The organism is Ahrensia kielensis DSM 5890, from assembly GCF_000374465.1.
Classification (GTDB): Bacteria; Pseudomonadota; Alphaproteobacteria; order Rhizobiales; family Rhizobiaceae; genus Ahrensia; species Ahrensia kielensis.
On record NZ_KB894528.1, the window covers coordinates 526,517 to 552,361 of the forward strand.

General features: G+C 49.2%; 31 protein-coding genes and 1 tRNA gene. 10 read left to right on the top strand and 22 right to left on the bottom strand.

The window, feature by feature from the left end:
• Nucleotides 1–68 precede the first annotated feature (68 nt).
• From rpsD to ttcA, 3 genes are all read left to right on the top strand, one after another.
• The gene (gene rpsD / locus C504_RS0102545; RefSeq protein WP_018687735.1) at nt 69–686 is read left to right on the top strand and encodes a 30S ribosomal protein S4; all 618 of its coding nucleotides are present in this window, start codon (nt 69–71) and stop codon (nt 684–686) included.
• Between the two features lie 7 nt (nt 687–693).
• On the top strand, nt 694–2,193 hold the full coding sequence (locus C504_RS0102550) for a glycosyltransferase family 39 protein (protein WP_156815831.1): 1,500 nt from the start codon (nt 694–696) through the stop codon (nt 2,191–2,193).
• Between the two features lie 155 nt (nt 2,194–2,348).
• The gene (ttcA, locus tag C504_RS0102555) at nt 2,349–3,185 is read left to right on the top strand and encodes a tRNA 2-thiocytidine(32) synthetase TtcA (protein ID WP_018687737.1); all 837 of its coding nucleotides are present in this window, start codon (nt 2,349–2,351) and stop codon (nt 3,183–3,185) included.
• A gap of 17 nt (nt 3,186–3,202) precedes the next feature.
• Here the strand turns inward: ttcA and C504_RS0102560 are convergent, their stop codons facing one another.
• The 8 genes from C504_RS0102560 to C504_RS0102595 form a co-directional block, all read right to left on the bottom strand.
• A complete protein-coding gene (locus C504_RS0102560) occupies nt 3,203–4,483 on the bottom strand; it encodes a multidrug effflux MFS transporter (protein WP_018687738.1) in 1,281 nt (426 codons plus the stop codon).
• 11 nt (nt 4,484–4,494) lie between these two features.
• On the bottom strand, nt 4,495–5,196 hold the full coding sequence (locus C504_RS0102565; protein WP_018687739.1) for a DUF2461 domain-containing protein: 702 nt from the start codon (nt 5,194–5,196) through the stop codon (nt 4,495–4,497).
• Nucleotides 5,186–5,665 (bottom strand): YtoQ family protein, encoded by a 480-nt coding sequence (locus tag C504_RS0102570; RefSeq protein ID WP_018687740.1) that lies wholly within the window; start codon nt 5,663–5,665, stop codon nt 5,186–5,188. The genes C504_RS0102565 and C504_RS0102570 overlap by 11 nt, the downstream gene beginning before the upstream one ends.
• Nucleotides 5,666–5,766: 101 nt before the next feature.
• On the bottom strand, nt 5,767–6,867 hold the full coding sequence (locus C504_RS0102575; RefSeq protein ID WP_018687741.1) for a DUF2332 domain-containing protein: 1,101 nt from the start codon (nt 6,865–6,867) through the stop codon (nt 5,767–5,769).
• A gap of 6 nt (nt 6,868–6,873) precedes the next feature.
• Nucleotides 6,874–7,206 (bottom strand): Grx4 family monothiol glutaredoxin, encoded by a 333-nt coding sequence (gene grxD, locus C504_RS0102580; protein ID WP_018687742.1) that lies wholly within the window; start codon nt 7,204–7,206, stop codon nt 6,874–6,876.
• A gap of 136 nt (nt 7,207–7,342) precedes the next feature.
• Nucleotides 7,343–7,576, bottom strand: a complete 234-nt coding sequence (locus C504_RS0102585) for a BolA family protein (protein WP_018687743.1) — start codon at nt 7,574–7,576, stop codon at nt 7,343–7,345.
• 11 nt (nt 7,577–7,587) lie between these two features.
• On the bottom strand, nt 7,588–9,825 hold the full coding sequence (purL, locus tag C504_RS0102590; protein WP_018687744.1) for a phosphoribosylformylglycinamidine synthase subunit PurL: 2,238 nt from the start codon (nt 9,823–9,825) through the stop codon (nt 7,588–7,590).
• Nucleotides 9,826–9,925: 100 nt separating this feature from the next.
• A complete protein-coding gene (locus C504_RS0102595; protein ID WP_018687745.1) occupies nt 9,926–11,335 on the bottom strand; it encodes an aminotransferase-like domain-containing protein in 1,410 nt (469 codons plus the stop codon).
• A gap of 91 nt (nt 11,336–11,426) precedes the next feature.
• Between C504_RS0102595 and C504_RS0102600 the strand changes: the two genes are divergently transcribed.
• The gene (locus tag C504_RS0102600) at nt 11,427–11,690 is read left to right on the top strand and encodes a DUF1127 domain-containing protein (RefSeq protein ID WP_018687746.1); all 264 of its coding nucleotides are present in this window, start codon (nt 11,427–11,429) and stop codon (nt 11,688–11,690) included.
• A 100-nt stretch (nt 11,691–11,790) separates the two neighbouring features.
• Here the strand turns inward: C504_RS0102600 and C504_RS18225 are convergent, their stop codons facing one another.
• The 4 genes from C504_RS18225 to purC form a co-directional block, all read right to left on the bottom strand.
• A complete protein-coding gene (locus tag C504_RS18225) occupies nt 11,791–12,345 on the bottom strand; it encodes a hypothetical protein (RefSeq protein ID WP_169385074.1) in 555 nt (184 codons plus the stop codon).
• A gap of 211 nt (nt 12,346–12,556) precedes the next feature.
• Nucleotides 12,557–13,228 carry a phosphoribosylformylglycinamidine synthase subunit PurQ gene (gene purQ / locus C504_RS0102610; RefSeq protein ID WP_018687748.1) on the bottom strand — a complete coding sequence of 224 codons (672 nt, stop codon included), beginning with the start codon at nt 13,226–13,228 and terminating at the stop codon, nt 12,557–12,559.
• On the bottom strand, nt 13,228–13,470 hold the full coding sequence (gene purS / locus C504_RS0102615) for a phosphoribosylformylglycinamidine synthase subunit PurS (protein ID WP_018687749.1): 243 nt from the start codon (nt 13,468–13,470) through the stop codon (nt 13,228–13,230). The genes purQ and purS overlap by 1 nt, the downstream gene beginning before the upstream one ends.
• Before the next feature lie 8 nt (nt 13,471–13,478).
• On the bottom strand, nt 13,479–14,243 hold the full coding sequence (gene purC, locus C504_RS0102620; protein WP_018687750.1) for a phosphoribosylaminoimidazolesuccinocarboxamide synthase: 765 nt from the start codon (nt 14,241–14,243) through the stop codon (nt 13,479–13,481).
• Between the two features lie 231 nt (nt 14,244–14,474).
• Here purC and C504_RS0102625 point away from each other — a divergent pair, with 231 nt between their 5' ends.
• Together C504_RS0102625 and C504_RS0102630 are read left to right on the top strand one after the other, a co-directional pair.
• Nucleotides 14,475–14,792, top strand: a complete 318-nt coding sequence (locus C504_RS0102625) for a DUF1476 domain-containing protein (RefSeq protein WP_018687751.1) — start codon at nt 14,475–14,477, stop codon at nt 14,790–14,792.
• A 15-nt stretch (nt 14,793–14,807) separates the two neighbouring features.
• On the top strand, nt 14,808–15,611 hold the full coding sequence (locus C504_RS0102630; RefSeq protein WP_018687752.1) for an HpcH/HpaI aldolase family protein: 804 nt from the start codon (nt 14,808–14,810) through the stop codon (nt 15,609–15,611).
• Here the strand turns inward: C504_RS0102630 and C504_RS0102635 are convergent, their stop codons facing one another.
• From C504_RS0102635 to C504_RS17070, 8 genes are all read right to left on the bottom strand, one after another.
• Nucleotides 15,612–16,169 carry an RBBP9/YdeN family alpha/beta hydrolase gene (locus tag C504_RS0102635; protein ID WP_018687753.1) on the bottom strand — a complete coding sequence of 186 codons (558 nt, stop codon included), beginning with the start codon at nt 16,167–16,169 and terminating at the stop codon, nt 15,612–15,614.
• Between the two features lie 49 nt (nt 16,170–16,218).
• Nucleotides 16,219–17,094: an EamA family transporter gene (locus tag C504_RS0102640; RefSeq protein WP_018687754.1), complete on the bottom strand. Its 876-nt coding sequence runs from the start codon at nt 17,092–17,094 to the stop codon at nt 16,219–16,221.
• Nucleotides 17,094–18,416: an adenylosuccinate lyase gene (purB, locus tag C504_RS0102645; protein ID WP_018687755.1), complete on the bottom strand. Its 1,323-nt coding sequence runs from the start codon at nt 18,414–18,416 to the stop codon at nt 17,094–17,096. Before purB ends, C504_RS0102640 begins: the two co-directional genes overlap by 1 nt.
• 61 nt (nt 18,417–18,477) lie before the next feature.
• A complete protein-coding gene (locus C504_RS17065; protein WP_018687756.1) occupies nt 18,478–18,975 on the bottom strand; it encodes a hypothetical protein in 498 nt (165 codons plus the stop codon).
• Between the two features lie 15 nt (nt 18,976–18,990).
• Complete coding sequence (locus tag C504_RS0102655; RefSeq protein ID WP_018687757.1) at nt 18,991–19,737, bottom strand: DUF2259 domain-containing protein; 747 nt, start codon at nt 19,735–19,737, stop codon at nt 18,991–18,993.
• 15 nt (nt 19,738–19,752) lie between these two features.
• Nucleotides 19,753–20,436 (bottom strand): ribulose-phosphate 3-epimerase, encoded by a 684-nt coding sequence (rpe, locus tag C504_RS0102660; RefSeq protein WP_018687758.1) that lies wholly within the window; start codon nt 20,434–20,436, stop codon nt 19,753–19,755.
• Between the two features lie 60 nt (nt 20,437–20,496).
• Complete coding sequence (locus C504_RS0102665) at nt 20,497–21,513, bottom strand: P1 family peptidase (RefSeq protein ID WP_018687759.1); 1,017 nt, start codon at nt 21,511–21,513, stop codon at nt 20,497–20,499.
• Complete coding sequence (locus C504_RS17070) at nt 21,510–22,520, bottom strand: ABC transporter substrate-binding protein (RefSeq protein ID WP_169385075.1); 1,011 nt, start codon at nt 22,518–22,520, stop codon at nt 21,510–21,512. Before C504_RS17070 ends, C504_RS0102665 begins: the two co-directional genes overlap by 4 nt.
• A 191-nt stretch (nt 22,521–22,711) precedes the next feature.
• On the opposite strand from C504_RS17070, the gene C504_RS0102675 reads away from it, so the two are divergent.
• The 3 genes from C504_RS0102675 to C504_RS0102685 all read left to right on the top strand — a co-directional run bounded on the left by C504_RS0102675 (nt 22,712) and on the right by C504_RS0102685 (nt 24,383).
• Nucleotides 22,712–23,032, top strand: a complete 321-nt coding sequence (locus C504_RS0102675; protein ID WP_018687761.1) for an XdhC family protein — start codon at nt 22,712–22,714, stop codon at nt 23,030–23,032.
• A gap of 1 nt (nt 23,033) precedes the next feature.
• On the top strand, nt 23,034–23,726 hold the full coding sequence (locus tag C504_RS0102680) for an XdhC family protein (RefSeq protein WP_018687762.1): 693 nt from the start codon (nt 23,034–23,036) through the stop codon (nt 23,724–23,726).
• Nucleotides 23,727–23,792: 66 nt separating this feature from the next.
• The gene (locus tag C504_RS0102685) at nt 23,793–24,383 is read left to right on the top strand and encodes a nucleotidyltransferase family protein (protein WP_018687763.1); all 591 of its coding nucleotides are present in this window, start codon (nt 23,793–23,795) and stop codon (nt 24,381–24,383) included.
• Here C504_RS0102685 and C504_RS18485 read toward each other — a convergent pair.
• Nucleotides 24,368–24,535, bottom strand: coding sequence for a DUF2256 domain-containing protein (locus tag C504_RS18485; protein WP_018687764.1), 168 nt, complete (start codon nt 24,533–24,535; stop codon nt 24,368–24,370). The two genes, C504_RS0102685 and C504_RS18485, sit on opposite strands and share 16 nt — an antisense overlap.
• A 128-nt stretch (nt 24,536–24,663) precedes the next feature.
• On the opposite strand from C504_RS18485, the gene C504_RS0102695 reads away from it, so the two are divergent.
• Nucleotides 24,664–25,533 carry an alpha/beta hydrolase gene (locus tag C504_RS0102695; protein WP_018687765.1) on the top strand — a complete coding sequence of 290 codons (870 nt, stop codon included), beginning with the start codon at nt 24,664–24,666 and terminating at the stop codon, nt 25,531–25,533.
• A 25-nt stretch (nt 25,534–25,558) separates the two neighbouring features.
• On the opposite strand, the gene C504_RS0102700 is transcribed toward C504_RS0102695, so the two are convergent.
• Nucleotides 25,559–25,633 (bottom strand) — tRNA-Glu (locus C504_RS0102700).
• Nucleotides 25,634–25,845: the final 212 nt, after the last annotated feature.

Genomic DNA, 25,845 nt, shown 5'->3' on the forward strand with positions numbered 1-25,845 from the left:
CAGAGGAGGGCGCGTTTCCTTGACCCAAGACATTATGTGTTGGGCAATACAACTTGAAAGGAAATGCGATGAGCAAGCGCGAATCGACAAAATACAAATTAGACCGCCGTATGGGCGAAAACATTTGGGGTCGCCCAAAGTCACCTGTTAACCGCCGCGAATATGGCCCAGGCCAGCACGGTCAGCGCCGTAAAGGCAAATTGTCTGACTTCGGTGTTCAGCTACGTGCCAAGCAGAAGCTTAAAGGCTACTACGGCGACATTTCTGAAAAACAGTTCCGTAAAACTTTCGACGAAGCATCACGCCGTAAAGGCGATACACCTGATCTTTTGATCGGTTTGCTTGAAAGCCGTTTGGACGCAATGGTTTACCGTTCAAAGTTCGTTGCTACGATCTTTGCTGCACGCCAGTTCGTGAACCACGGCCATGTTAAAGTGAACGGCCAACGCGTGAACATTCCATCATACCGCCTGAAAGAAGGCGATGTTGTTGAAGTTCGTGAAAAATCTAAGCAGCTTGCTTTTGTTATTGAAGCAACTCAGCTTGCTGAACGCGATGTACCTGATTACCTCGAAGTTGATCACACTAAAATGACATCAAAATATGTGCGCGTTCCTTCATTGGGCGATGTGCCATACCCAGTCATGATGGAACCAAACCTCGTAGTCGAATTCTACTCACGTTAATTCTACTGTGACGAAAACTATTTCAATGCGCGGCGATATGTATCCCATATCGACGCGCATTTTTTATTATCTCCTAGCTACGCTTGTTTTCTGGACAATTTTCCCGCTGCTTTCGCAGATTAGCTTCGACAGCTATGGCGACATGTTTGAAAACTATGTCTGGGGCATCCGATGGCAGTGGGGCAATGATGCGCACCCACCCTTATTTGGCTGGACAGTTGCCGCTTGGTTTGAGCTCTTTCCCAGAACAAGACTAAATTATTGGCTTCTTGCGGCGCTCAATTTGACCATAAGCCTTGGGTTTATGATTGTGATCGCGCGCCGTTTTCTAAATGAGCGACAGCAAGATTGCACATTGCTGATCGCATTGTTTATGCCTTTGCTTGGGTTTCAGGCAATCCGTTACAATGCAAATGCCGCCATGTTGCCCTATTGGGCTGCAACCATTTTCTTCTATATTCGATTGTATGAAAAAGGCAGGCTGATCGATGCCGCAGCATTAGGGCTGGTTGCTGCCTTGGCGATGCTGTCCAAATATTTCTCCGCCACGCTTATCATCACATTGTTTATTCACGCGATGACCGTGCCACATATACGCTCCATGGTGTTTGGGCGTGTTGGGCTGGTGGCAACAGCTGTGTTCCTCGCCGTTTTACTGCCGCACATTATTTGGCTGATCGATAATGATTTCCGGCCCTTCGTCTTTGCGGCAAGTGAACAAGGTAACGACAGCATAAGCAATATCATCTACAGGCAGGCAGAGTTCTTCATTGGACAGATTGTCTATCTACTTCCTGGCTTTGTTGCATTGGCGTTTTTTCGGTCCTTTCATGAAGGACTGCAAATTTTCAACTTTTCCCATGTGCCGCAAAAGTTTAAAAACCCGATGGTTGCCATCATCCTTTGGGCTTTTGTTGGGCCAATCATTGCGGCAATGCTGATTGCTCTTGTGATGTGGACGCCGCTAACCAGTAACTGGTCCTTACCCATTCATATCGTCGCGCCGCTTTTGGTTGTGCTGTTTTTGCCAGCAGAAAAATTTGAATTAAGGCCATGGGTCGGGCCGCTTGTCTTTTCTCTTTTTTGCACAGTGGCATTGATCGCTTCACCATTTTTAAAAAATGCGGACCTTGCAAAACCAAGAGGCATTTCCGTAATGCCTTATGAAGAACTGGCGCAGCAAGCCGAAGCAATTTGGCACGAGGCTGGATATGATCGTTTGCTTGCATTTGGCGGCGACAATACGCTCACCTACGGCATGGCATTTTCCGCCGAGGGAAAAAAACAAACTATCTTTCAGACTAACCCTGCGTATAATCCTTGGCTTGATATGAAAGACTTCAAGCGTGAAGCACTGCTTGTGATCTGTGAAGAGGCCAATTGTGTGAAAGATTGGCAGGACGATGGTTGGAAGCTCACAAGCCTGCCTGCATTGCAAGTAGATGCGTTAAAGGGTGCTGGCGGCCCATCCACCTATCAATATTATATTTGGGCAGCCAGAAGGTAACAGCGTTGCCGCCGATTAAGCACGCGTTACACGGGTAGATGTGCAAATTCTTGGCTATCCAAAGCGCGGAATTGAAAATTCATTGTGTTCTCCATATTAATTGCAGTCACTATGGTGCTTGCTAAAATTCACGCCACCCGATACTTGCAATTACTATGAACATCGCACCTGACATCACTATAGATCGTGTCGCGCAAGACTTGTTTGCAGACGCGCCGAGCACCACAGAATTTAATAAGCTGCGCAAGCGTTTGACGCGTCAGGTGCAAACCACATTGAATGATTTTTCAATGGTCAAAGAGGGCGCACGCTGGTTGGTGGGCATTTCAGGCGGTAAAGATTCTTACGCGCTATTGTCCATTTTGCTGGATTTGAAAAAGCGTGGCGAATTGCCCGTGGACCTGCTTGCCTGCAATCTGGATCAAGGGCAGCCGAATTTTCCAAAACATATTTTGCCGCAATGGCTTGAAAAGCACGGCATTGCGCACCGCATAGAATACCGCGATACCTATTCCATCGTTACGGATAAAATACCTGAAAACAAAACCTATTGTGCGCTTTGTTCAAGGCTGCGGCGCGGTCACTTGTATCGTGTCGCGCGCGAAGAGGGGTGTTCCTCATTGGTGCTGGGCCATCACCGCGAAGATATTCTTGAAACGTTTTTCATGAATATGTTTCATGGCGGGCGGTTGGAGGCAATGCCGCCAAAACTGATCAATGATGAAAAAGATTTGACCGTGCTTCGCCCGCTTAGTTTTTCAGCCGAACCTGATATCGAGAAGTTCGCGCAGGCGATGCAGTTCCCAATAATTCCCTGTGATCTTTGCGGCAGTCAGGATGGCTTGCAGCGCGATTCAATGAAGCGTTTTTTAGCTGATCTTGAAAAACGGGCACCGGGGCGAAAAGATACAATCTTGCGCGCGCTGTCTCATGTACGGCCAGGCCATTTACTTGACCGTACATTGTTTGATTTTACTGCGCTCGATAATTAACGCGGTAAAGCGGTGCGTTAGCCTCTTTGAATGTCGGCGGCAGTGCCAAATAGTCGGCCTTTTTCAGCAACCAAAACAAACACAATTGCAATGCCTGATACCAGTGCAAAGCCCGTTGCAAGGTCTAAAACTTGACCAGAATAATATTGGCCAATCGTTGCACCAACCAAAGCGCCGCCCACCGTTTGCATAAAGCCAAGCACAGAAGACGCCGTACCAGCCACAGCGCCAAGCGGCTCCATTGCCAGTGAGTTGAGGTTCGCGCCGATGAGCCCAAATAGCGGCATGGCAAGCGCAAGAATGCTCATGAATACCCAGAAGGGTGGGTTGCCGCCAATCGATGAGACAACAAGCAGCACAGCCGCGCCAAAGAATGCCAATAGAGCGCTATGTGCCAAACGGCGCTGGCCAAATGTGCCAACGAGTTTGGAGTTTGCAAAGGATGATATTGCCATCAAGACAGCAACTGAGCCAAAGGCAATGGGAAACCATGAGCCAAGCCCGTAAACATCGCCGTAGATAGGTTGTGCAACATTTAGAAAGCCAAACAAACCGCCGAAAAAGAACGCGGTTGCAAGCGCATAGAAAAATGCAAGACGGTTCGTGATAATCAGTTTGAAAGAAATTAGAACTGATTTTAGCGTTAGCTCGCGTCGTTTTTCAACGGGCAGCGTTTCGGGCATTTTCAGCGCCGTCCAGACAAGCACAACGGCACAAATCGCTGCCATAAAGAGAAAGATTAAATGCCAATCGCCGAAAATGATGATTCCTTGTCCAATCATCGGTGCGAAAATAGGCACCACCATAAACACCATCATGACAAGTGACATAGTCGATGCCATCGCGCGGCCAGAATGCGTGTCACGCACAACAGCAACGGCAATAACACGCGTTGATGCAGCACCAACGCCTTGCATCACACGGCAAAACAGCAGCATTTCAAAACTTGGTGCAAAGACAGCCGCAAATGCGAAGATAATATAGAGCGTCATGCCAAAAAAGAGTGGTGAGCGGCGGCCAAAACTATCCGTAATCGGACCATAAAAGAGCTGCGCAATACCAAAGCCGATCAAATAGGCTGATAGAACATATTGCACTTTATTGCCGATATCCTGCCCAAAAGTGTCAAGCATCGCAGGAAAAGCAGGTAAAATAATATCAATCGCGAGCGCATTAAGCGCCATCAACATCGCAATCATTGCAATGAACATCGGGCGTTTGATCGGGTTACCTGCTATAAATTCCTCGCTTTTCAAGGCTTGAGCAGGGGCCGTTTTAGTTTGAACAGAATCCGTCAAAAGTCACTCCGTTACTGGTCCCGTAGCGGGTCCATCGCCCGCCAGCAAAACTGCATGAGGGGCATCGTGTCTTGGGTCAATTCGATAAGAGTTTCAATCAAAGCAGGGCTTTGGATATCTGCATCCTCAACGTGCCGTGTGACCGTAAAACTCTTTTGTTTGAGTAGCCGCTGCAAGTCCAAATCTTCAATATGTTTGAACGCAGGCGGTACGCGCTTTAGAGCCTTCTCGTTGTCAAAAGACAAGCCTTTGCTTGCCAGATTATGCTCGATTTCAAGAAATTCACCGCGCCTTTTAATGATCGTTTCACGCAAAGCGCGCAGCTCTAAAGGTTCAGGATACCAGACACCGGCAGCAAAAAGACAATTGCCGGGTTTAAAGTGCATATAGGCGCCTGAGCCGTCTTTCTTCGTGCCATTGCGCGTTAAAACCGCAGAAGCATGGGTGTTGTATGGATCTTTATTCTTTGCAAAGCGCACATCACGATTGACTTTATAAAGCGATGTTTTGCGTGTGCCATGCAAAGGAATATCAAGCTTAGCAAAGCGTGTAGATGCCGCCTCGACCAAATCGCCCATAGGCTCTTTGACAAGTTGTAGATAAAGATCTTTGTTTTCATGAAACCATTCGCGGTTTTGGTGAAAACCGAGCGCTGTCAAAAACTTAAGCGATCTTTCTTCAAAGCCAGCAAATTTTACCGGTTCACTTATCATTGTAACCAGCAAGTTTGCCTTCAATCACATAGCGCAAAATATCAGCAACTTGTGCCGGTGTTTTAGCAACAGCAAGCGCTGCCGCATCAACTTCCTTGAGCGCGTGGGCATGTTCGTCTTGATGAATAATAATAAGCGGTTTTCCAAGTGCTGCGGCATAGCCTGCATCAAAGGCAGCGTTCCATTGCTTATATTTCTCGCCAAAACGCACAACCACAATATCAGCATTGCCGATGAGCGTGCGGGTGCGGATCGCGTTAATCTGCGCGCCTTTATGGTCATGCCAGAACTTGTTTTCTTCTGCGCCTAAGATCGCCACACCGCAATCATCGGATGCTTCATGGTGCGTTACCGGCGCACTGAAAATGACAGGTAGTCCAGCTTCTGACACCGAGGTTTGAATCTGTTCGCGCCAATCTGTGTGGATCTCACCGGAAAGATATATGTTCCACTTGTCTGTTTTGCTCATTTGGCGAACTCCTCTTTAATGCTTGCCTATGCCGCATGCAGCGGCGCTGTCTACTGACAATTTCAATTGTGACAAAAACAAAACGCGCCCCGATGGCGCGTTCAAGCTTTGCCTAGATTTGGTGACCACTCTATCCATCGCCCGTGAAAATCTGCACGCGCAAGGATGTTTGTGCGCGGCGTCTTAGACGTTCCATCAAAATGGGTGAGTGTAAGCGCACCGCCGGGGCTATTATCATCTGCCTCGAAGCGTAGCCACGATACGGGAGCGCGAGCATGAGCGCGCGCACCAAAGGCATTGATGTGTGCCTCGCAAAGCGCCTGATCTTCTTTTGATAGATACTGCCACATAACGGTATGCATGATTATACTGTGCACACCATCTTCTGGTGCAGTGCTAAGTTTCTCGCCAAGCCATTCAGCTGCTTGGCATGCGTCAACCGCAGGTGCAAATTTGCTTGCCAGCGCCAGCGCGCCGGACAGGCGTTCATAGCGCTCTGTTTGATCTGGCCATACATAGGAGGAAAGCTTCACGCGCTGCTTGTCTGTCGAAATAGGCACGGGCGCCAAGTCACAGCCTTGAACTTTTGAAAAGTAAATATCGCCGTTCGTGACGGGCGGTTGTTTGCCGCGCCATTCGCAGTTTAATTGAACAGGCGATGCTGCATCGCCCCATTGCCAAGAGCCGTAGTCATAATGAAAATGCGGCAGGTTTTGGTTTAAACCGGCACTAGAGCCAATTTCAAACAGAGAAAACGGCATTCCATATTGCGCATTCAAAGACAGAAAAGCTGGCAGAAGCAGCGCTGAACGGCCGACTTCATTGGTTTGTGGCGCGGATTTCAAATATTCAAGAATAAAATCAGCATGTTTGATAACAGCCTGATTAACTGCCGACAGCAATTCTGCATCGCTAGAATTGTTCGGAGGATAAACGCTCTTTAAGCCTGCATCTGCGTCATCAAGAACAAGCCAGTGAAACGCGCCCGCCAAACGCAAAGGCACGGCATCACCGCTATTGCCAATGGTGCCGTTCCAATGATTGATGCGATTAAAAACCGCACCTGACGCAAAGCCGTTTTGAGCAATCAACGCACACAGCTTTTCCATGAAGGGCGAGCCCATTCGGCCGCACGCCTGAGATTGCGTCTCAAACGCTTGGGCCGCACCTTCTCCCAGCAAGTTTGATTGCGGGATGCTCATGGTAGATCAGCTGGCTACTTTTACTTCCACGCCTGCATCGCTCATATGCGTTTGAAGCTCGCCTGCCTGAAACATCTCGCGGATAATATCGCAGCCGCCAACAAATTCGCCTTTAACATAAAGCTGCGGAATAGTTGGCCAATCAGAATATGATTTAATGCCTTCGCGCAGATCATCATCAGCAAGTACATTAATGCCTTTATAATCAACGCCCAAATATTGAAGGATCTGAACAACTTGACCTGAAAAACCGCATTGCGGGAAATCCGGTGTGCCTTTCATGAAAAGCACGACGTTGTTGTTTTTCACTTCATTATCGATGAAATCGTTCATGCTCATGGCATATTCCTGTTCGTTAAATTGTTTAGCTGCAATGTAGCGATGGCCTTAGACAAATTCCAGCCTTGATATGCGTCTTTCTTGCAAATGCTGGATGACATTTCTGCCAGCCAGCACAGCGCGCCAGATGATTTGCTTAGTCAGGGGCAGATGTTTGCAAGGCGAGGGCATGCAGAACGCCGCCCATATTGCCTTCCAATGCTGCATAAACCATCTGATGCTGTTTCACACGGGAAAGACCACGAAAGCTTTCCGATACAACTTCAGCGGCATAGTGGTCACCATCGCCAGCCAAGTCACGAATCGTAACTGTGGCATCAGGAATGGCGTTCTTGATCATCTTTTCGATGTCATTGGCGTTCATTGGCATTGAGTGTTCTCCTACTCGGCCGCCATTGGCGCTTGGTCGGCGCTCATATAATGCGGGAACCAGTTTTCATGTGCGTTGCGCATGTCTGCTACTGATATGGTGGTCGATACGATTCCCGTCAATGTTAGCGTATCACCTCCCACAATGCCAAGATCACGGAACGGAACGCCCGCTGTTTCCGCATTGATCGCAAAGAAGTTTGCATCTTCATCGCGAACAGTCACGATATAGCGTGCTTGGTCTTCACCAAACAGCAATGCGTGCGGCAGTTCAGCGTCGCCCGGATCAACATCCATGCCTTTACCAGACGCCATGCACATTTCAGCAAGCGCGATAGCAAGGCCGCCATCCGACAAATCATGACAGCTCGTTACCTGACCATTGCGGATGGCAGAGCGCACAAAATCACCATTGCGCTTTTCAATCGCGAGATCGACTGGCGGCGGCGGACCATCATTGCGTTCATGCAAAATGTCGAGATAGATTGATTGGCCAAGATGCGTGCCATCACCGCCAAGCACAAACACATGGTCGCCGTCTTGCATTGTGCCAATACGTGCCATCTGGTTCCAGTCTGGCAATATGCCAACACCAGCAATCGTTGGCGTGGGCAAAATAGCCTCGCCAAATGTCTCATTATAAAGCGACACATTGCCCGATACGATTGGAAAATTAAGAGCAGAACATGCCGCACCAATGCCTTCAATCGCTTTGACAAACTGGCCCATAATTTCAGGACGTTCAGGATTGCCAAAGTTCAAATTATCGGTGGATGCTAAAGGCTCGGCACCTGTGGCCGTGATGTTGCGCCAACATTCAGCAACAGCCTGTTTGCCGCCTTCAAACGCATCAGCTTCGCAATAGCGCGGTGTCACATCCGATGAGAAAGCCAATGCTTTGGTCTCATGGCCTTCAACGCGCACAACACCGGCATCACCGCCAGGTAGTTGCAAAGAATTACCCTGAATAAGCGTGTCATATTGCTCCCACACCCAGCGGCGTGAGGAAAGATTGGCAGAGCCAAGCATCGATAATATCGCCCGACCGTAATCTTCAACTTCCGGAAACTCTGAAGAAGCCATCGGATTCCATAAGCCGGGCTCAATCCACGGACGGTCATATTCAGGCGCTTCATCGCCAAGTTCTTTAATCGGCAAATTGGCAACTTCTTCGCCCTGATGCATCACACGGAAACGCAAATCATCCGTTGTTTTACCAACGATTGCGAAGTCGAGACCCCATTTGACAAAAATTGCTTTGGCTTCTTCTTCCCGCGTTGGGTCGAGAACCATGAGCATGCGTTCCTGACTTTCAGAAAGCATCATCTCATAGGCTGTCATGCGGTCTTCGCGGATCGGCACATTGTCGAGGATCAGCTCTACGCCAAGTCCGCCGCGCGCGCCCATTTCAACAGCAGAGCAGGTAAGACCTGCCGCGCCCATATCTTGAATAGCGATCACCGCACCAGTTTTCATCAATTCAAGGCAAGCTTCCAGAAGGCACTTTTCAGTGAACGGATCGCCAACCTGAACGGTCGGGCGCTTTTCTTCGATGGTCTCGTCAAATTCTGCAGACGCCATTGTTGCGCCGCCAACACCGTCGCGGCCAGTTTTAGCGCCAAGATAAACGATCGGCAGGCCAACGCCTTTGGCTTCCGACAAAAAGATCGCGTCCGTTTTTGCAATACCTGCTGCGAACGCATTAACAAGGCAATTGCCGTTATAACGCGCATTAAACTCAACCTCGCCGCCAACAGTTGGCACGCCAAACGCATTGCCATAACCGCCAACACCAGCAACAACACCATTGACCAGATGCTTTGTTTTTGTATGGGAAGGTTCGCCGAAGCGCAGCGCATTCATTGCAGCAATTGGCCGCGCGCCCATTGTAAAGACATCGCGCAAAATACCGCCAACACCTGTCGCAGCACCTTGATAAGGCTCAATATAAGACGGGTGATTATGGCTTTCCATTTTGAAGATAACGCAATCACCATCGCCAATATCGACAACGCCGGCATTTTCGCCCGGGCCATGAATGACTTGCGGTCCGGTTGTTGGCAGCGTGCGTAGCCATTTCTTGGACGATTTATACGAACAATGTTCGTTCCACATTGCCGAGAAAATACCAAGCTCGGTAAAGCTCGGCTCACGGCCGATCAGCTTTAAAATCCGTTCATATTCATCAGGCTTCAAACCGTGCGCAGCAATGAGGGCTTCGGTAATCGGGGCGGTATTGTTGATTTTCATGACAATCCAGCAAATTCGGGCGTTTTTGATTGGCCTTCTGATAGCCGATCATGACGAGCGTTTACAGCCCTATCTGCACGATGCCACAGTTAAATCGTGCTTATTCAATGGTATCATAGGCAAGGGCAGGCTGTTTAAGCAATTGTTTGAGCACAGCAAGCCCGTCATCAAGCCGATCAGCTTCCAATTCGCCTGTAATGCCAACGCGCACAAACGGCACTGCATATTCCGTTTGCCCAACTTTAAATTCATCAGCTTCTTCCACAACAACATTTTGCGCACGGGCAGCCTTACAAAATGTGCTCGGAAGCCAAGGTTCTGGCAGGCGCAACCAGACGAAAGGACAACGCGGATCACTGCGAAATTCAAAGCCAGCAAGCGCCGCACGTACTTTTTCGATGCGTGCTGATGTGTCAATGGCAACCTTAGCCATGATCTGATCGGCTTCACCCGACAAAATAAGCCGTGTTGAAATTTCCATGATTGCGCGCGGTGCGCTGCCTGTAATCAAACGGTGGGCATTCATCACACGGTTTGCATAACCCGTTGGGCACACAACAAAGCCAGAGCGAAGACCAGCTGCAACCGATTTGGATAAGGACGTCACATGAAAAGTGCGCTCCGGTGCCAATTCAGAAAAAAGCGGCGGTGCATCAACGTCAAGCACGCCGTAAGTGTCGTCATCCAGCAAAAGAACATTGTGACGCCGTGCGCTTTCAACGATTTTCAACCGGTTTTCGAGCGGTATAGTCGTCAGTGTCGGATTGTTGAAGGTTGATACGATGACCGCAATCTTAGGATGCTGCTGGGCGCAAACATGCTCAAACGAATCAGGATCAAGCCCTTGATCTGTTGTGGCAATTTTAATCGCGCGCCTGCCCATCAATGCACTGGCGCGCACCGTGGCGGGATAGGTCAGTTCTTCAAAGGCAATCCGGTCGCCGGTTCCCGTGACCGTGTTGAGCACAGAAACCAGAGCCGCGTGGGAGCCCTGTGTGGGCAGGATATTTTCCAGCGAAGGCGACCAATCATTGCGCTCGACCCAGCGCCGACCAGCTTCACGCCAACTATCGGGAATATGGCGCAAATAATCGGAGATCGCCTTGGGGTCTTCTTCTGCAATTTCACTGAAAATGCGGGCGATCATTTTTGCCTGACCAACTTCTGGCGCAGAGGTCGAATTCATCAAAATTAATTCAGGATGCGCTTTGGGCAGCAAGCCATTGTAACGGCTCAAGCTGTTGGATGTGGAATTTCGGTCTGCGGCAGGGGACTTGATATAAGTGCCGCGGCCAACTTCGCCAGCGACAAGCCCGCGCTCACGCACAACACCATAAGCACGGCTCACCGTGCCAACCGTAACGCCAATATCAAAAGCCAGATTGCGGTGCGGGGGCAATTTGGAACCAGCAGGCAATGTACCCGAACTAATGTCGCGTTCAATCGCGTCAGCAAGCCGCACATAGAGCGGACCTTTGTCTTCTGACAGTTCAGGGAGCCAATTTGTCATGGTGTCAATTCACTATATTGATACAATTATTAGTTCAATATATCAAAATACTGCAACAATGTAACCCAAATTTTTAGACTGGAGAAATAAAATGGGTACAATCGATACAATGCGCTTTCAAGATCAATCTGTACGGATTGGCACTCAAAATTTTGATGCAATGGACATGGTTCCATTTCGCACATGGGGAAAAGTGGCTGTAGCGATGTCTGTTGCGAAGCTCCAAAAGCGCCGCACGCGCTATAATTTGATGAAGCTCGATCATCATAGTCTGCATGATATCGGTATTTCGGTTGAGGATGCGGATATTGAAATCCGCAAATCCTTTCCGATGTATGTGCGTTCTGACAGCTAGAGCATTTGTAGGAAGTTAAGCGGCTTAAAAAACCATCAGGCGAATGGTTTTCCCGCGAAAGGGAAACCGTTTTTCGTTCAAAATTACGCTAATACGCCGACTAACATTTATGCTTGCCCGTATTCCAAGCGATGATGTCGCTATTAATGCGGGTTGAGACTGGCGACGATGTTAGCGGGCCATATGTTTGAAGCTTTACAGGACTTCCAGTGGCTTCAATCACCAGCTGCGGCAAACCTTGAGATTTGCCTTTATGCACGATCAATATGCGCGGAGTGCCGCTGCGCGTATCGAGTTCGGGGACGAGGGCGAACCCCCTAAATGCCTTGTCCCCGGACTTGATCCAACATTTAAGTCCCAATGAATTGATGTTTTGAAGCAGCGCTGTGGCGTTTTTAGATTCAAATTCACCTGATAGCGGCCCTGCAACAGGTTCACTGGTTGTGCAGCCAGAAAGCGCAAGTGTCATGACGGGCAGAATTGCCGCTAGGTTTTTCCAAGGGCGCGTTTTTTCCACCAACCGTTTCGCCGGAGCATTTGAGCTAATAGATCGAACCATAAAGAGCTTGCCTTTGATCAGAGCCAGAGTGCCAAATGGGCATGGTGGCAATGTTGTTTTGTTGGTGAAGACATCCGCATGACCGTTCATTTGCATGGTTGTCCGGCGGTAATTTTTACTATGTTGCCGCAGCTTTGTGCAAACAGCAATCGTGTTCGCACAAAACTTGATAGCGGCACGTATTATTATGTGATGCGGAATAAGAAGCAGAAATCTGCGATTTTGGCGCGGCGCTGTTTCAGAACTTAGATATGTTCCACGCGTCACGCCAAAAATATTATAAGTCGCTCAAAAATAAGGATAATTATTAAGCGGCGACAAGCCCAAGAGCGCTTTCAAACAAGGCACGGCCATCAACGCCGCCATGGGCATGTTCGATGAGGTTCTCAGGATGCGGCATCATGCCGAGCACATTGCCCTCAGCGTTCAAAATGCCTGCAATATTGTCGATTGAACCATTCGGGTTGGTGCCATTGGCATAGCGGAAGGCGATTCGGTTATCATCTTGAAGTGTTTTGAGCGTTGCATCATCGACAAAATAATTGCCGTCATGATGCGCAACAGGGCAGCGGATGATTTGGCCTTGGCTGTAACCGCTTGTAAACGCGGTTGAAGCGTTTGACACTTCCAATTCAACTTCGCGGCAAACGAATTTAAGTGATGCGTTACGCATCAATGCACCGGGCAAAAGACCTGCCTCAAGCAGAATTTGAAAGCCGTTACACACGCCAATAACTTTAACGCCTTGGGCTGCTTTTTCCTTCAATGCCTTCATGAAAGGCATACGCGCAGCAATTGCACCGCAGCGCAAATAGTCACCATAGGAAAAACCACCCGGCACGATGATCAAATCAACATCGGGAATGGTTGTATCCGTCTGCCACACAGTAACAGGCGGCTCGCCAGAAATATGGGTGATTGCCGCAATCATATCGCGGTCGCGGTTAAGGCCGGGAAGAAGAATGACTGCGGTTTTCATTAAACCAGCTCCACCTTGTAATCTTCGATCACTGTGTTGGCCAAAAGCTTTTCGCACATGGCGTTGATGTCTGCCTCAGCTTTGGCTTTGTCATCATGTTCAACAGCAATATCAAACACTTTGCCTTGGCGAACCTGATCGACACCGCTAAATGAAAGTGCGCTCAAGGCACCTTCAATAGCTTTGCCCTGCGGGTCCAAAACACCATTTTTCAGGGTTACGATAACGCGTGCTTTGATCATCTAAAGTCTCACTTCACCAATGTTGGTCCGCTTGGGCGCGGTGTGTCATTTTCGTTCAAGATGCCGAGGCGTCGTGCAACTTCTGTATAGGCTTCCACAAGGCCGCCAAGATCACGGCGGAAGCGGTCTTTATCAAGCTTTTCTTGACTGTTCACATCCCACAAACGGCAGCTGTCTGGCGAAATTTCATCGGCCAATACAACGCGCATCGTGTCGTTTTCAAACAGGCGTCCAAATTCGATTTTGAAATCCACAAGCTGGATACCAATGCCGATAAACATGCCGGATAGAAAATCATTGATACGAATGGACATCGCCATCATATCGTCGATTTCCTGCGGGTTAGCCCAGCCAAAGGCCGTGATATGTTCCTCAGAGACCATCGGGTCATCAAGCTCATCGTTTTTATAGTAAAATTCGATGATGGAGCGCGGCAGAACGGTGCCTTCTTCAAGGCCCAAACGCTTTGCGATGCTGCCAGCGGCAACATTGCGCACAACAACTTCAATCGGAATGATCTCGACTTCACGGATCAACTGCTCGCGCATGTTCAACCGTTTGATAAAGTGTGTCGGAATACCGAGTGCACCAAGGCGCGTGAAGATATGTTCTGAAATTCGATTATTCAGAACGCCTTTACCTTCAATAACATCGTGCTTTTTAGCGTTAAACGCGGTTGCGTCATCCTTAAAGAACTGGATGAGAGTGCCTGGCTCCGGTCCTTCATAGAGAATCTTGGCTTTGCCTTCATAAATGCGGCGGCGCTGTTTCATATGCAAATGCTCGCTTGTGTGGGAGGGCCGACGTCGGCCACTGAAACAATATGCGCTCAGATAAACCAATTATAGGCAAGGTACAAACACCAAGTCGTGGATATGGGCTGAAATGCCACGGTTTTTTTAATAAACACACATGTTTTATAAAGTTGGACGCGGTGATTGATTTTGTCTGCGTTAAATCGCATCTAATGACAGTAGATAAACATTTCTAATTTGGAGAGAAACATGAGCCTTGAAGATCGCGAAAACGCATTTGAAAACAAATTTGCGCATGATGCCGAACTTCGTTTCAAAGCCGAAGCACGCCGCAACAGATTGCTCGGCGAATGGGTTGCAGAAAAACTCGGCAAAACAGGCGATGAAGTTGCTGCTTACGCAAAAGAAGTGGTTATGTCTGATTTTGAAGAAGCCGGCGATGAAGATGTGTTCCGCAAAGTGCGCGGCGATCTAGATCAGGCCAATGTTGCAATCAGCGATACAGATATTCGTGCCAAAATGGTTGAATTGATCGACATAGCAATTAAGCAGATCGAAAACGACTAAAGGACTACCTCCCAGATGGCTAAACCCTATCAAATGGCACAACAATTGTCCCGCGGCGACACGCTTCTAACAGCATGGTCGTCGCTGCCTTCTGTTGATTTGGTTGACCAGCTTGCAACCACTGAATTTGATGCTGTCACGCTCGATATGCAGCATGGCGGCCACGATGAAAAATCTGTCTGGGATGGGCTTTTAGCGATCATCAATCGGCAAAAATGCGCCGTTGTGCGCATTCCGGTTGGCCGCAACGACATGGCATCGCGCGCGCTTGATATGGGCGCGGATGCAATTATCGCACCGATGATCAATTCGGCAGAGGATGCAAAAACATTTGCTGATTCTATGAAATTTCCGCCGCTGGGCAGCCGTTCATGGGGTGCGCCGCGCGCGCAATCTTTGCGTGGTTTGGAAGGCGGCAACGCGTTTTTAAAAAGCGCCAACAAGGATACGCTTTCACTTGCAATGATTGAAACCCGACAGGCTTTGGCAGCGCTGGATGATATTCTTAGCGTCGAAGGCATTGATGGCGTCTTTGTTGGGCCTTCCGACCTGTCGATTGCTTGGACAAATGGCGATAGTGTTGATCCCACGCGTGAAGATATGATGGAAGCCATTGCGCTCATTGCGAAAAAGGCAAAGGCCGCCAATAAATTCGCAGGTATCTTCTCGGTCGATCCAAGTGATGCGCCGCGATTTACGCAAATGGGTTTTCAATTTATCGCATTGGGCTTTGAAACAGGTTTGATCAGCGCGGGCGCGACTCAGTTCCTTGCCGCTGCCAAAGGCGGCAAAGAAACTAAACTTGATGGCGGCTATTGATTAAAGGCGCTTCATAAATTCGGCAAACACCATAAGCCCTTCAGGCCAAGGCCCGTGGCCTGTTTCGCTGTTAATATGCCCGCTTTCACCAGCATCAACAAAGAACGCGCCCCAATCTGCCGCTGTTTCTTGCATGCGTTTTTGATCAGAAAAACTGTCATTGACGCTGCCGATTACAAATGTCGGGCAGGGCATTGGGCCCGTTGGATAGGGGCCAAATGTCATGAGATGCTTGGGTCGAATTTTCGGATTAGAAACATCGGGCGGCGAGACAAAAAACGCGCCGACAACTTTCATTTTGACATCGTCATTTTCACTTAAAACGTGAACAGCCGCCGCAACGCCAAGCGAATGCGCAACCAATATTGCAGGCTTGTCGCTGGCAAGAATGGCGGTTTCGATTTCCTTCTTCCAATCCTCACAAACTGGCTTGTTAAACTCAGCTTGATGGATACGGGTGGCGTTCGGCATTTTAGCCTCCCACCGCGATTGCCAATGGTCTTCATCGGCACCCTTGTAACCAGGAATAATCAGAATATTTGCATCACGTATTTTCATGGATGCAAAGTGGGGTTTGAAAGGCAAATGTCAACGGGACAAATAAAAATCATTGCTTGAATACACGAATTGTTCGTCGCCTAATCACAGCAACGGCAAGGCCGATAAATACAAGTGCTGCACCAAAAAGCGTTATTGCGCTCAAAGGTTCACCAAACATGATTGCCGTTGATCCCATGCCGAAAATCGGAATGAGCAAAGCAAACGGTGTCACGGCCGCAGCGCTATGCTTTTGCAGCAGGAATACCCAAGCTGTGAACGCCAATACGGTTGTTGGATAGGCAAGATATAAAATCGAAGCGATGACGATGGGGCTCGGCGGCCAGACAGGCAATATTCCAAAATTGGTGCCTTCAATCAGGCTCGAAAGCGCAAAGAGCGGTAGCGGCGCAAATGCACCTGAGCAAACCACATAGCCAAGCATAGAATTTGGCTTTGCTTTTTTAGAGATGATATTTGCAATACCCCATGCGGCAGCAGACGCGATGGTCATAAAAAACGGAACAAGCGGCGCGGATGCACCAAGCCCCCAGCCAATAATACCAACACCGAAAATAGCGATAGCAGCGCCTAAAATTTGTTTAGGTGTTGGCTTTTCACCCATCAGCGCGAAAGCAAAAAAGACCGTGAAAAAGACTTGAAGCTGCACCACCATCGATGCAAGGCCAGGCGGCATGCCCATTCTGATTGCCGTAAAAATGATGCCGAACATTACGACAGCCTGCATGATGCCGTAAGCTGCTAAATGCAGCCAAGCAACATTGGGTTTGCGTATAAAGAAAATCAGCGGCAGCGCCGTAAAAACATAGCGATACCCCGTCGCCATAAGCGGCGGGATCTCAAGAACGGCATATTGAATGGCAACAAAGGCAGTGCCATAAATCGCGGCCACCAGAATGGCGAGCGCGATGTGGGCGGCGGGCATTAGCCGAAGACGCGGGTGAAAATCGTATCAACATGTTTGGTATGATAGCCAATGTCGAATTTATCACGAATTTGCTCTTCGCTCAGCGCCTTGCGGACATCTTCATCGACAAGCAGTTCGTCGAGGAATACTGGCGGGTTCGGCAAGCGTTGCTGATAAGCATCCCAAACCTTCATCGCATTGCGCTGTACAAGGCGGTAGCTATCTTCACGGCTAACGCCAGCCTGAGTGAGCGCAAGCAAAACGCGCTGCGAATGCACAAGTCCGCCAAGCGCATCCATATTGGCAAGCATACGTTCAGGGTAAACAACCAGATTTTCAATCACATTGGTCAAACGTGCCAGCGCGAAATCAAGCGTGACAGTTGCGTCCGGTGCAGCCATGCGTTCCACAGATGAGTGCGAAATATCGCGCTCATGCCAAAGCGCCACATTTTCAAGCGCAGGGGTTACGAATGCACGTACGATGCGTGAAAGGCCTGTCAGGTTTTCTGTAAGCACAGGGTTGCGCTTATGCGGCATTGCGGACGAGCCTTTTTGGCCCTTAGAGAAGAACTCTTCAGCTTCCAAAACTTCTGTTCGTTGCAAATGACGCACTTCTGTTGAAAGGCGCTCAATTGACGAGGCCACAACACCAAGAACGGCAAAATACATCGCATGACGGTCACGCGGAATGACCTGCGTTGAAACAGGTTCTGCTTTCAAACCCAATGACTTAGCAACATGTTCTTCAACCGCAGGATCAATATTGGCAAATGTGCCAACCGCGCCAGAGATAGCGCAAGTTGCGATTTCTTCACGTGCCGCTAGAAGCCGCGCTTTGCATCGGTCAAATTCAGCATAGGCTTGCGCCATTTTAAGACCGAATGTCACGGGCTCGGCGTGAATGCCGTGCGAGCGACCAATACACACTGTATATTTGTGTTCTTCAGCACGTTTTTTGATTGCTGCAAGCAGCTTATCCATATCTTCAAGCAAAAGATCGGTTGCGCGCATGAGCTGAACACTTAGCGTCGTGTCGAGCACGTCAGATGAGGTAAAGCCCTGATGCACGAAACGCGCTGGCTCGCCGACGATTTCGGCCAGATGCGTTAGAAACGCGATAACATCGTGCTTGGTTTCGCGCTCGATCTCATCAATCCGGTCAATGTCAAAAGTCGCTGCATTGCCTTTTTCCCAGATCGTCGCGGCTGCATCTTTAGGAATAACGCCAAGATCAGCAAGCGCATCACAACCATGCGCCTCTATTTCAAACCAAATGCGAAACTTGGTTTCAGGCGACCAAATATCGACCATTTGCGGGCGTGAATAGCGAGGTATCATGGGTAAAACTCATCATTACGTTAATTTATGCTGCACCGCCTAACAGATGATGGTGCAATTCTCAATCCGGCTGACGGTTTAACCACCAGCTTGTTATCGCAAGACCGATAATGCCAATCGGCAAATAAAACCGAAGACCCAACACAAAATAGGTATAGACCGCGCTGCCAGCGGTGAAAAACTGCTGCCATATCCATAGCTTAGAAAAAGCAGGACCATGCCATTGTGAGAAATATAGACGAAACTGCAGGGCGAATAAAACGCTGGTAAAAAAGATGGTGCCGCCCGCTAAAAACACGATCAGCCAGAAAAACCGAAGGCGGCCTGCTTTAGGCGCAAACAGACGTGCGCAATAAAGCGAAGGCCAAAAAGCAAGCGCGGCACCAAGCGCGTAGAGCGATGTAACCGCAATGGTTTGCTCGCCCAATGCCCAGCCTCGCGTATAAATCAAAGCTACGAGACAAGCGGTGCCGCAAACCAAGGTCCAGAAAACCCAAGGCAGAAGCGACGCATAGGCAGGCGGCAGCGCTTGTACTAATCTCGTTTTGAGTGCGGACATAAATGCTTTCTGGGTTTAATTACTGGCTTCAGCGTGTGTCGTCACAGCCATCCAGCGATAGTCTGGCCCTTCAAACCCGAAGGATTTAACGGCGATCGTAACCGCATAGACGGGCTTAGATGCAGGCGGATAATAGGTGTAAACACCGCCAATACGATACCCTGTCGGGCAGCTGCGTGAAGTGGGAATACTTACATCTTCATGAAGCACTTTTGCTTTTTGACCAGCCTCTGTCGCGATTTGCGTTAGTTTAAAACCAACTGACGATTCGGTAATGCCAGCGCAACTGCCAGATGCTGCAAATTGCAGTTCTTTCAAGCGAAACTCAATTTCAGCATCAATTGGCGGAACCACAGGGCGCGGATTCACCGCCATACGGTAAGGGTCAGCAGATGTTTCTGTGACGCTGTTTAGGCCCGCAACAAAGCCGTCAACCAATTCATCATCTTCAATGATAGCGCTGCCGGATTGTGCCGCCATATCGCGCACATCATTAACGCTCGCATTTTCATCTTCAAGACGTTTTCGTATCGGCGAGCCGCTCACAAAACTGTCGGTTGCCGTGTCGATATAGAAGCGGTTGGCATAAGGAAAACCAGAACCGTCTTGGATGCCATATTCCTCAAAAGCAAAAATCGAACCGTCTTGTGAAAATCCAAGCACATTTAACGTTGAAAAATCACCAGCTAAAGAAACGCTACTGGACAATGTCAGAAGCACAGCAGGGACGATACGGGGTGTCAAAAAACGGATCATATTCATTGCAAACCTCGAAGGTTAAGGGCGGTTGGCCTCAGCTGCATTTCTAATCGCATTAATATTATCACGGTAGGAATCAATTGTCCCGCCTTTGAAGACAGCAGAACCGGCCACCAGCGCATTTGCACCGGCTTTCGCGCAATCAATTGCTGTTTGCGCGGTAACACCGCCATCGACTTCCAGATCAATTGGGCGGTCACCAATAAGTGCGTGAAGATCAGCCATTTTGTCTGTAACCGAGTGAATGAATTTCTGTCCGCCAAAGCCAGGGTTCACGCTCATCACAAGTACAAGATCAACCATATCAATCACTTGCTCGACAATGCTTATCGGTGTGGCAGGATTAAGCGCAACGCCCGCTTTTTTGCCAAGGTTGCGAACCGCTTGCAACGAACGGTGAAGATGCGGTCCTGCTTCTGCATGAACTGTAATGATGTCGCATCCTGCTTTTGCAAAGCTCTCAAGATAGACATCAACGGGCGAAATCATGAGATGGCAATCAAACACGGCATCCGTATGGGGGCGAAGTTTCGCGATAACATCAGGTCCATAAGATATGTTTGGCACAAAATGGCCATCCATTACATCAAGGTGAATCCAGTCTGCACCGGCTTCTGTAACATCACGAATTTCTTGTCCAAGTTTTGAATAATCAGAGGCAAGAATTGAAGGGGCGATTTTAATAGGGCGATGCGCTGTCATGATCTTAGTTCCGTAAGCATGATTAAGGTGGGCTCTGATTGGCCTTTGAGCGCACTCAAGTCAACGCAAAGACGACCAAACAGGCATAATATCCCCGTCTTGCGGTGTTGCTTCATAGATACCGCGCGCCACAGCACGTGCCATTGTGCTGGCCGCAACAGCACAAATATCAATCATCGCATCAAGCGAGCCTTTCAAATCCACAGTGCCTGTAGAAACACCAAAAATCAGGTCACCATCAAGCGGTGTGTGTGATGGCCATATCGCGCGGGTGAACCCATCATGCGCAGCAATCGCAAGGCGCTGACATTCAGCTTTGCTAAGCTTAGCATCCGTTGCAATAATGCCGATGGTCGTATTGGTGCCGGATTGTGCAGGACCGCGATCACGGAATTTAATGCGCAAATCCTTGGCATCTTTTGGCATCGGTGAGGGATATCCACAACCGCCAAACTCATCATCAAGTTCAAATGGTGCCGCCCAGAAATGATGTGTATCGCCGATTATTGTGCTGCCAAGTGGGTTGGCTGCAACCAGTGCGCCAATGGTCACGCCATGTGCTTCAATCACAGAGGATGCAGACCCAAGTCCGCCTTTGATGTTTGCGCTCAATGCACCAGCGCCAGCACCAACGGAGCCAAGGAAAAAATCTTGTGCCGCATTTTGAGCTGCCTGAGCGCCGAGCGCCATATAGGGCGATTGATCACCCCAGCTTTTATCGCCGCCATTGATCAAATCAAAAAGGATCGCGGCAGGCACAATTGGCACGCGCACTGGCCCAATTTCAAACCCGCGCCCTTGGCTTCTCAAACTATTGGCAACGCCTGATGCAGCATCAAGGCCAAAGGCAGAGCCGCCCGATAAAACAAGCGCATCAACACCGCCGACGGTGTTTTGCGGTGCAAGCAGATCTGTCTCGCGTGAGCCGGGTGCGCCGCCAAGTACCTGCACGCTGGTGGTATAGGGTTTGTCACAAATCAGGGCCGTAACGCCGGATTTCAAAGCTAAATCTTGCGCATTGCCAACGCTCAAGCCATCAATATCAGTAATTAGATTGCGGGGGCCGCGGGTAATCATCCGTTGTTTTCCTGTATTGGAGTTGGCTTACCGTCTTTAACTTCAAACACGCTGAACCATTGGCGGTCGTTTTCTCCATTTAGATCAAAGCGGATTAAGCCTAAATTTGTCTCAAACGGTTGTGCCGTCATCGCACGCGCCATAGTCGTATCGTTGTCTTTGGCATAGTTTAAAGCTTGCGTGCCGATCTGGCTCGCCGCCATTGCCAAGGCTGCAAAATAGGCGCCGTCCGTGCTTTTGGAAGCATCAGATAGTCCGGCAAATAGTGCGCCTTCAGGCAATGTGCCATCTGCTGGCGGGGCAAGAAATGCGCTGCCACCTGCAAAAACAAGATCAGCGCCAATCGCCTGTGCATCGGTCCCCATAATGGAAACATCATAGGCATCGCCGCCAACAAACACATGTGTTGCACCAGATTTAACAATGCGCCGCACAAGACCCGCTTGGCGCTCAAGCAATGGGCGGTAAGTGTCGGTAAAAACGGGTGTCAATTTATCGTCTTCAAGCAGCGCACGCACATCTTGCGCCAATTGCCGCCCATAAAGCGTACCATCATCAATGATTGCAAAAGGTTTATCGCGCCATGATGCTTTCAAATACTTGCCAATAATGACGGCTTCATCAGATGTTTTAGGGCCAAGGCGAAATACGGGCCAATGAGCACGTTTGTCGCGATTGGTAATGTCATCAACTTCAACGCCAAGCGCCAGAATGATAGCATCATCGTCACTGGCAACGACACGATCTGCGGCAGCATCTAATGCCTCAATACAGGGTAGGCCATAGATAAAGCGCGCACCATTTTTAAGCGCTGTATCTGTCGCGGTAGTCGCCGTTTCGGCTTTGCACGCATCATCAGCAGCATCTTGGCCGGAACCTTTGACCATCTGCTTGCCAATAAAGGTGCTGGTGCCGCTCATCGGCGCGATAAGCTGCATTTCTTGCGCCATGACCGTAAAGGCGCTGAAAATAAATGTGCAGGTCAATGCGGTTTTAAAAGGCTGCAATCTCATATGCCTTTGATGCAACGGGATTGCGATCAGAGCAAGACATAATATCGAAAGTCTACTTAAGCTGCGAAGATCATTATATGGATCATTACCAGCAATAAAAATCTTGATTGGAAACTCGATACAGGGTGGTCGCAATCCCATAAAGCCCTATGATAAGGCTTGGCTAAACCGACCGCGAAAGGTGCATGATGGATATGCTAGATCCGCTCATCCATGCCGAGAGATGGATGCTTGAGGGCAAAGAAGTTGTCATCGCAACTGTCGTTAAAACATGGGGTTCTGCACCGCGGCCCGTCGGTAGTCATTTGGTGATTTGTGAAGATGGGACATTTGAAGGTTCGGTATCTGGCGGATGCGTTGAAGGCGCTGTCATTGAAGAAGCGTCCGAGGTGATGAAAAGCGGCGAGCCTAAAATGCTGGAATTCGGCGTTGCTGATGAAACAGCATGGCGCGTGGGTTTAAGCTGCGGCGGGCGCATTGAAGTCTATCTGGAGCGTGTAGGCTGACATGGACCCGAACCTTCTTAAAAAACTCAATATAGAACGTGCAGCACGGCGCGCTTGCGCCGTTGTAACGGACCTTAGTGACGGGCGTGACCGACTGGTAAAACAAGCGGGCAGCGATGTCATTCAAGGGCCCCTTGGCAATGCGATACAGGCAGCCCTTCGTTCTGGAAAATCTTCTATTTTCGATACAGAGGGTCGGCGCTTTTTTATCAATGCCCATGTGCCAGCTTTGCGTATTGTTGTCATTGGCGCCGTGCATATTTCGCAGGCATTGGCACAAATCGCAAAAGCGGTTGATTACACAATTGATATTGTTGATCCACGCACCGCCTTTGCAACGCCTGAGCGTTTTCCCGGTGTGGATGTCTATGCGCAGTGGCCAGAGGATTATCTGGCTGCACATCCGCTTGATACATACACCGCATTGGTGGCTGTGAGCCATGATCCAAAGATTGACGACGCACCACTCATTGAAGCGCTCTATGCCAATTGCCTTTATGTCGGTGCGCTAGGCAGCCGAAAAACGCACAGTAAACGTGTGGAGCGTTTAGCTGAAGCAGGCATATTACAAGAGAAGATTAGCCGTATATCATCGCCCATTGGCCTTGATATTGCAGCGGCAAGCCCTGCAGAAATTGCTGTGGCGATCATGGCAGAAATTATTCAAGTGCTCCGCCTTAGGGATGGGGCATAGGGTGATACTCAAATTCGGCCATGGACGCGGTTCACTGATTGAAATTTCAAGCTTTGGGTTTTGACTTTGAGAAAGCAGCCAGAAAATATCATCGGCACTATTCTCGCAGCAGGCCAGTCTCGCCGCATGGGCAAAGATAAGCTGATGCTGGCTGCGCGTGACGGGCAAACTGTCTTAGAGGCCGTGATTGCAACCGCCGATACCTCCAAGCTTGAGACTATTGCTGTGCTGCTGCATGAGGCCAGAGAAATCGCAATTAATAAGGCGCATGACAAAGTCAGCTACCGCACGATAAAATCCAACAATATGGCCCATAGCGTCAAAGCCGCGCTGGATTATGCCGCCGCGCTATCTGCGTCACATATTATGATAATATTGGGCGATATGCCTGATGTTACTGCGCAAGATATCAATAGGCTCGTGGAGCAATGCAAAGTAGCGCCCAATGCTATTATTCGTGCCGTACATGATGGAAAGAATGGAAACCCTGTCATTTTGCCGCTGTGCTTTGCCAAACAGTTCAAAGCGCAGCTCATTGGCGATGAGGGCGCACGCACAATTTTTGAGGCAGGGCACATTGTTGATGTTGAATGTAGCGCAGGTGTTCTTGTCGATATCGACACGCCCGAACTTTACCAGACTTATTTGCGCGGCTGATCGGAGGTTTTGCTGGATTTTGCTTCGCGGCGGCAGCGCTGCGAACAGAATTTCACATCTTCCCAGTTCTTGGCCCAAGCTTTGCGCCAAACCATGACACGCCCGCAATGCGCGCAATCTTTTTCCGGTAATATGGGTTTTACATGGGCCATAATGTTCCCATGATGCAATTTGGACCAAATGTCCACTAGATCGATAGTCTTTTCATGCCGATCTAAATGCCTATGATGATGAACTGATTTATTGGGTTACGGCAGCAAGGCCAAAGGGTTGCAACATAATGAGAATTACTGGAATTTCTGCCGTCACTTTCGCGCTGTTGTTTTCCGCCGTCAACGCGAACGGTCAAGAAACACTCAAGCCGTTCAAAGATCGTCTATTTGCCTATCCGCAAACATTAGAAGAGCGCGATGGCGGTGCTTATCTTAAAGTCGATTACCGCGAGCTACGCGATATTAATGAGCGCGACGCTGTGCCTGAAAGACGCGCTAAGCGCCAATATGTCGATCTTGCAGGCAGGCGCGCGACCAAGTCAGCACAATTAGAAACGCCAGCAGGTGCGCTGAACTATCAGTACGCTGGAAAAACCAGCAATGCGCGTTTCATCACAATCTATATTCACGGCAAGGGCGGCAATGCCAAGCAAGGCGTCAATGACCATAGTTTTGGCGGCAATTTCAACCGTATCAAAATGCTGATGCTTAAAAATAACGGTCTGTATCTATCGCCCGATGCCGGTGATTTTGCGCAAAGCGATATAGCAAAGATTGAAGCGCTGATTGGTCAGGCTGCAGCAAATTCGCCAAGCGCTAAAATTGTGCTGGCTTGCGGCTCTGCGGGCGGCGCGGTTTGTTATGCGCTGGCAGATCAAAATAATATCGCACAGCGCTTGGACGGCATCGCTCTGCTGGGATCGTTCTGGAATGACGCGCTGTTTGCTTCTGCGGCAGGTAAACGCAAGGTGTCGCTTTATATCGCGCATGGAAGCCATGACACTGTTTTCGATATTCAACAGGTTGAATCATTTTATGCGCGCGCACGCAGCAACGGGCTTCCGGTGCGCATGGTGCGCTTTGAAACTGGAACGCACGGAACACCAATTCGTATGATCGATTGGCGTGCAGCGATTAACTGGATGCTGTCACAATAGTGCAATGATTTTAGGGGAAATATCTTGGTACGCCCTAGGGGAATCGAACCCCTCTTTCCAGAATGAAAATCTGGCGTCCTAACCGATAGACGAAGGGCGCGTCCAAGATGCGCGGTATATATGCAAGAAATTTTAAGGCCGCAACCCTGTTTCTTCATCTGAATGATCTTTTTTCAAATGAATTTCACAAGAGTCCGATAAACAGCAGAAAACGGGCCTAAATCGGCTGTTGAGAACTGAAATAATGCACATGTTAAAACGCACACCGAAAAATACCGAACACAAATGTGCCAAATATCAGTGAGTTGATGC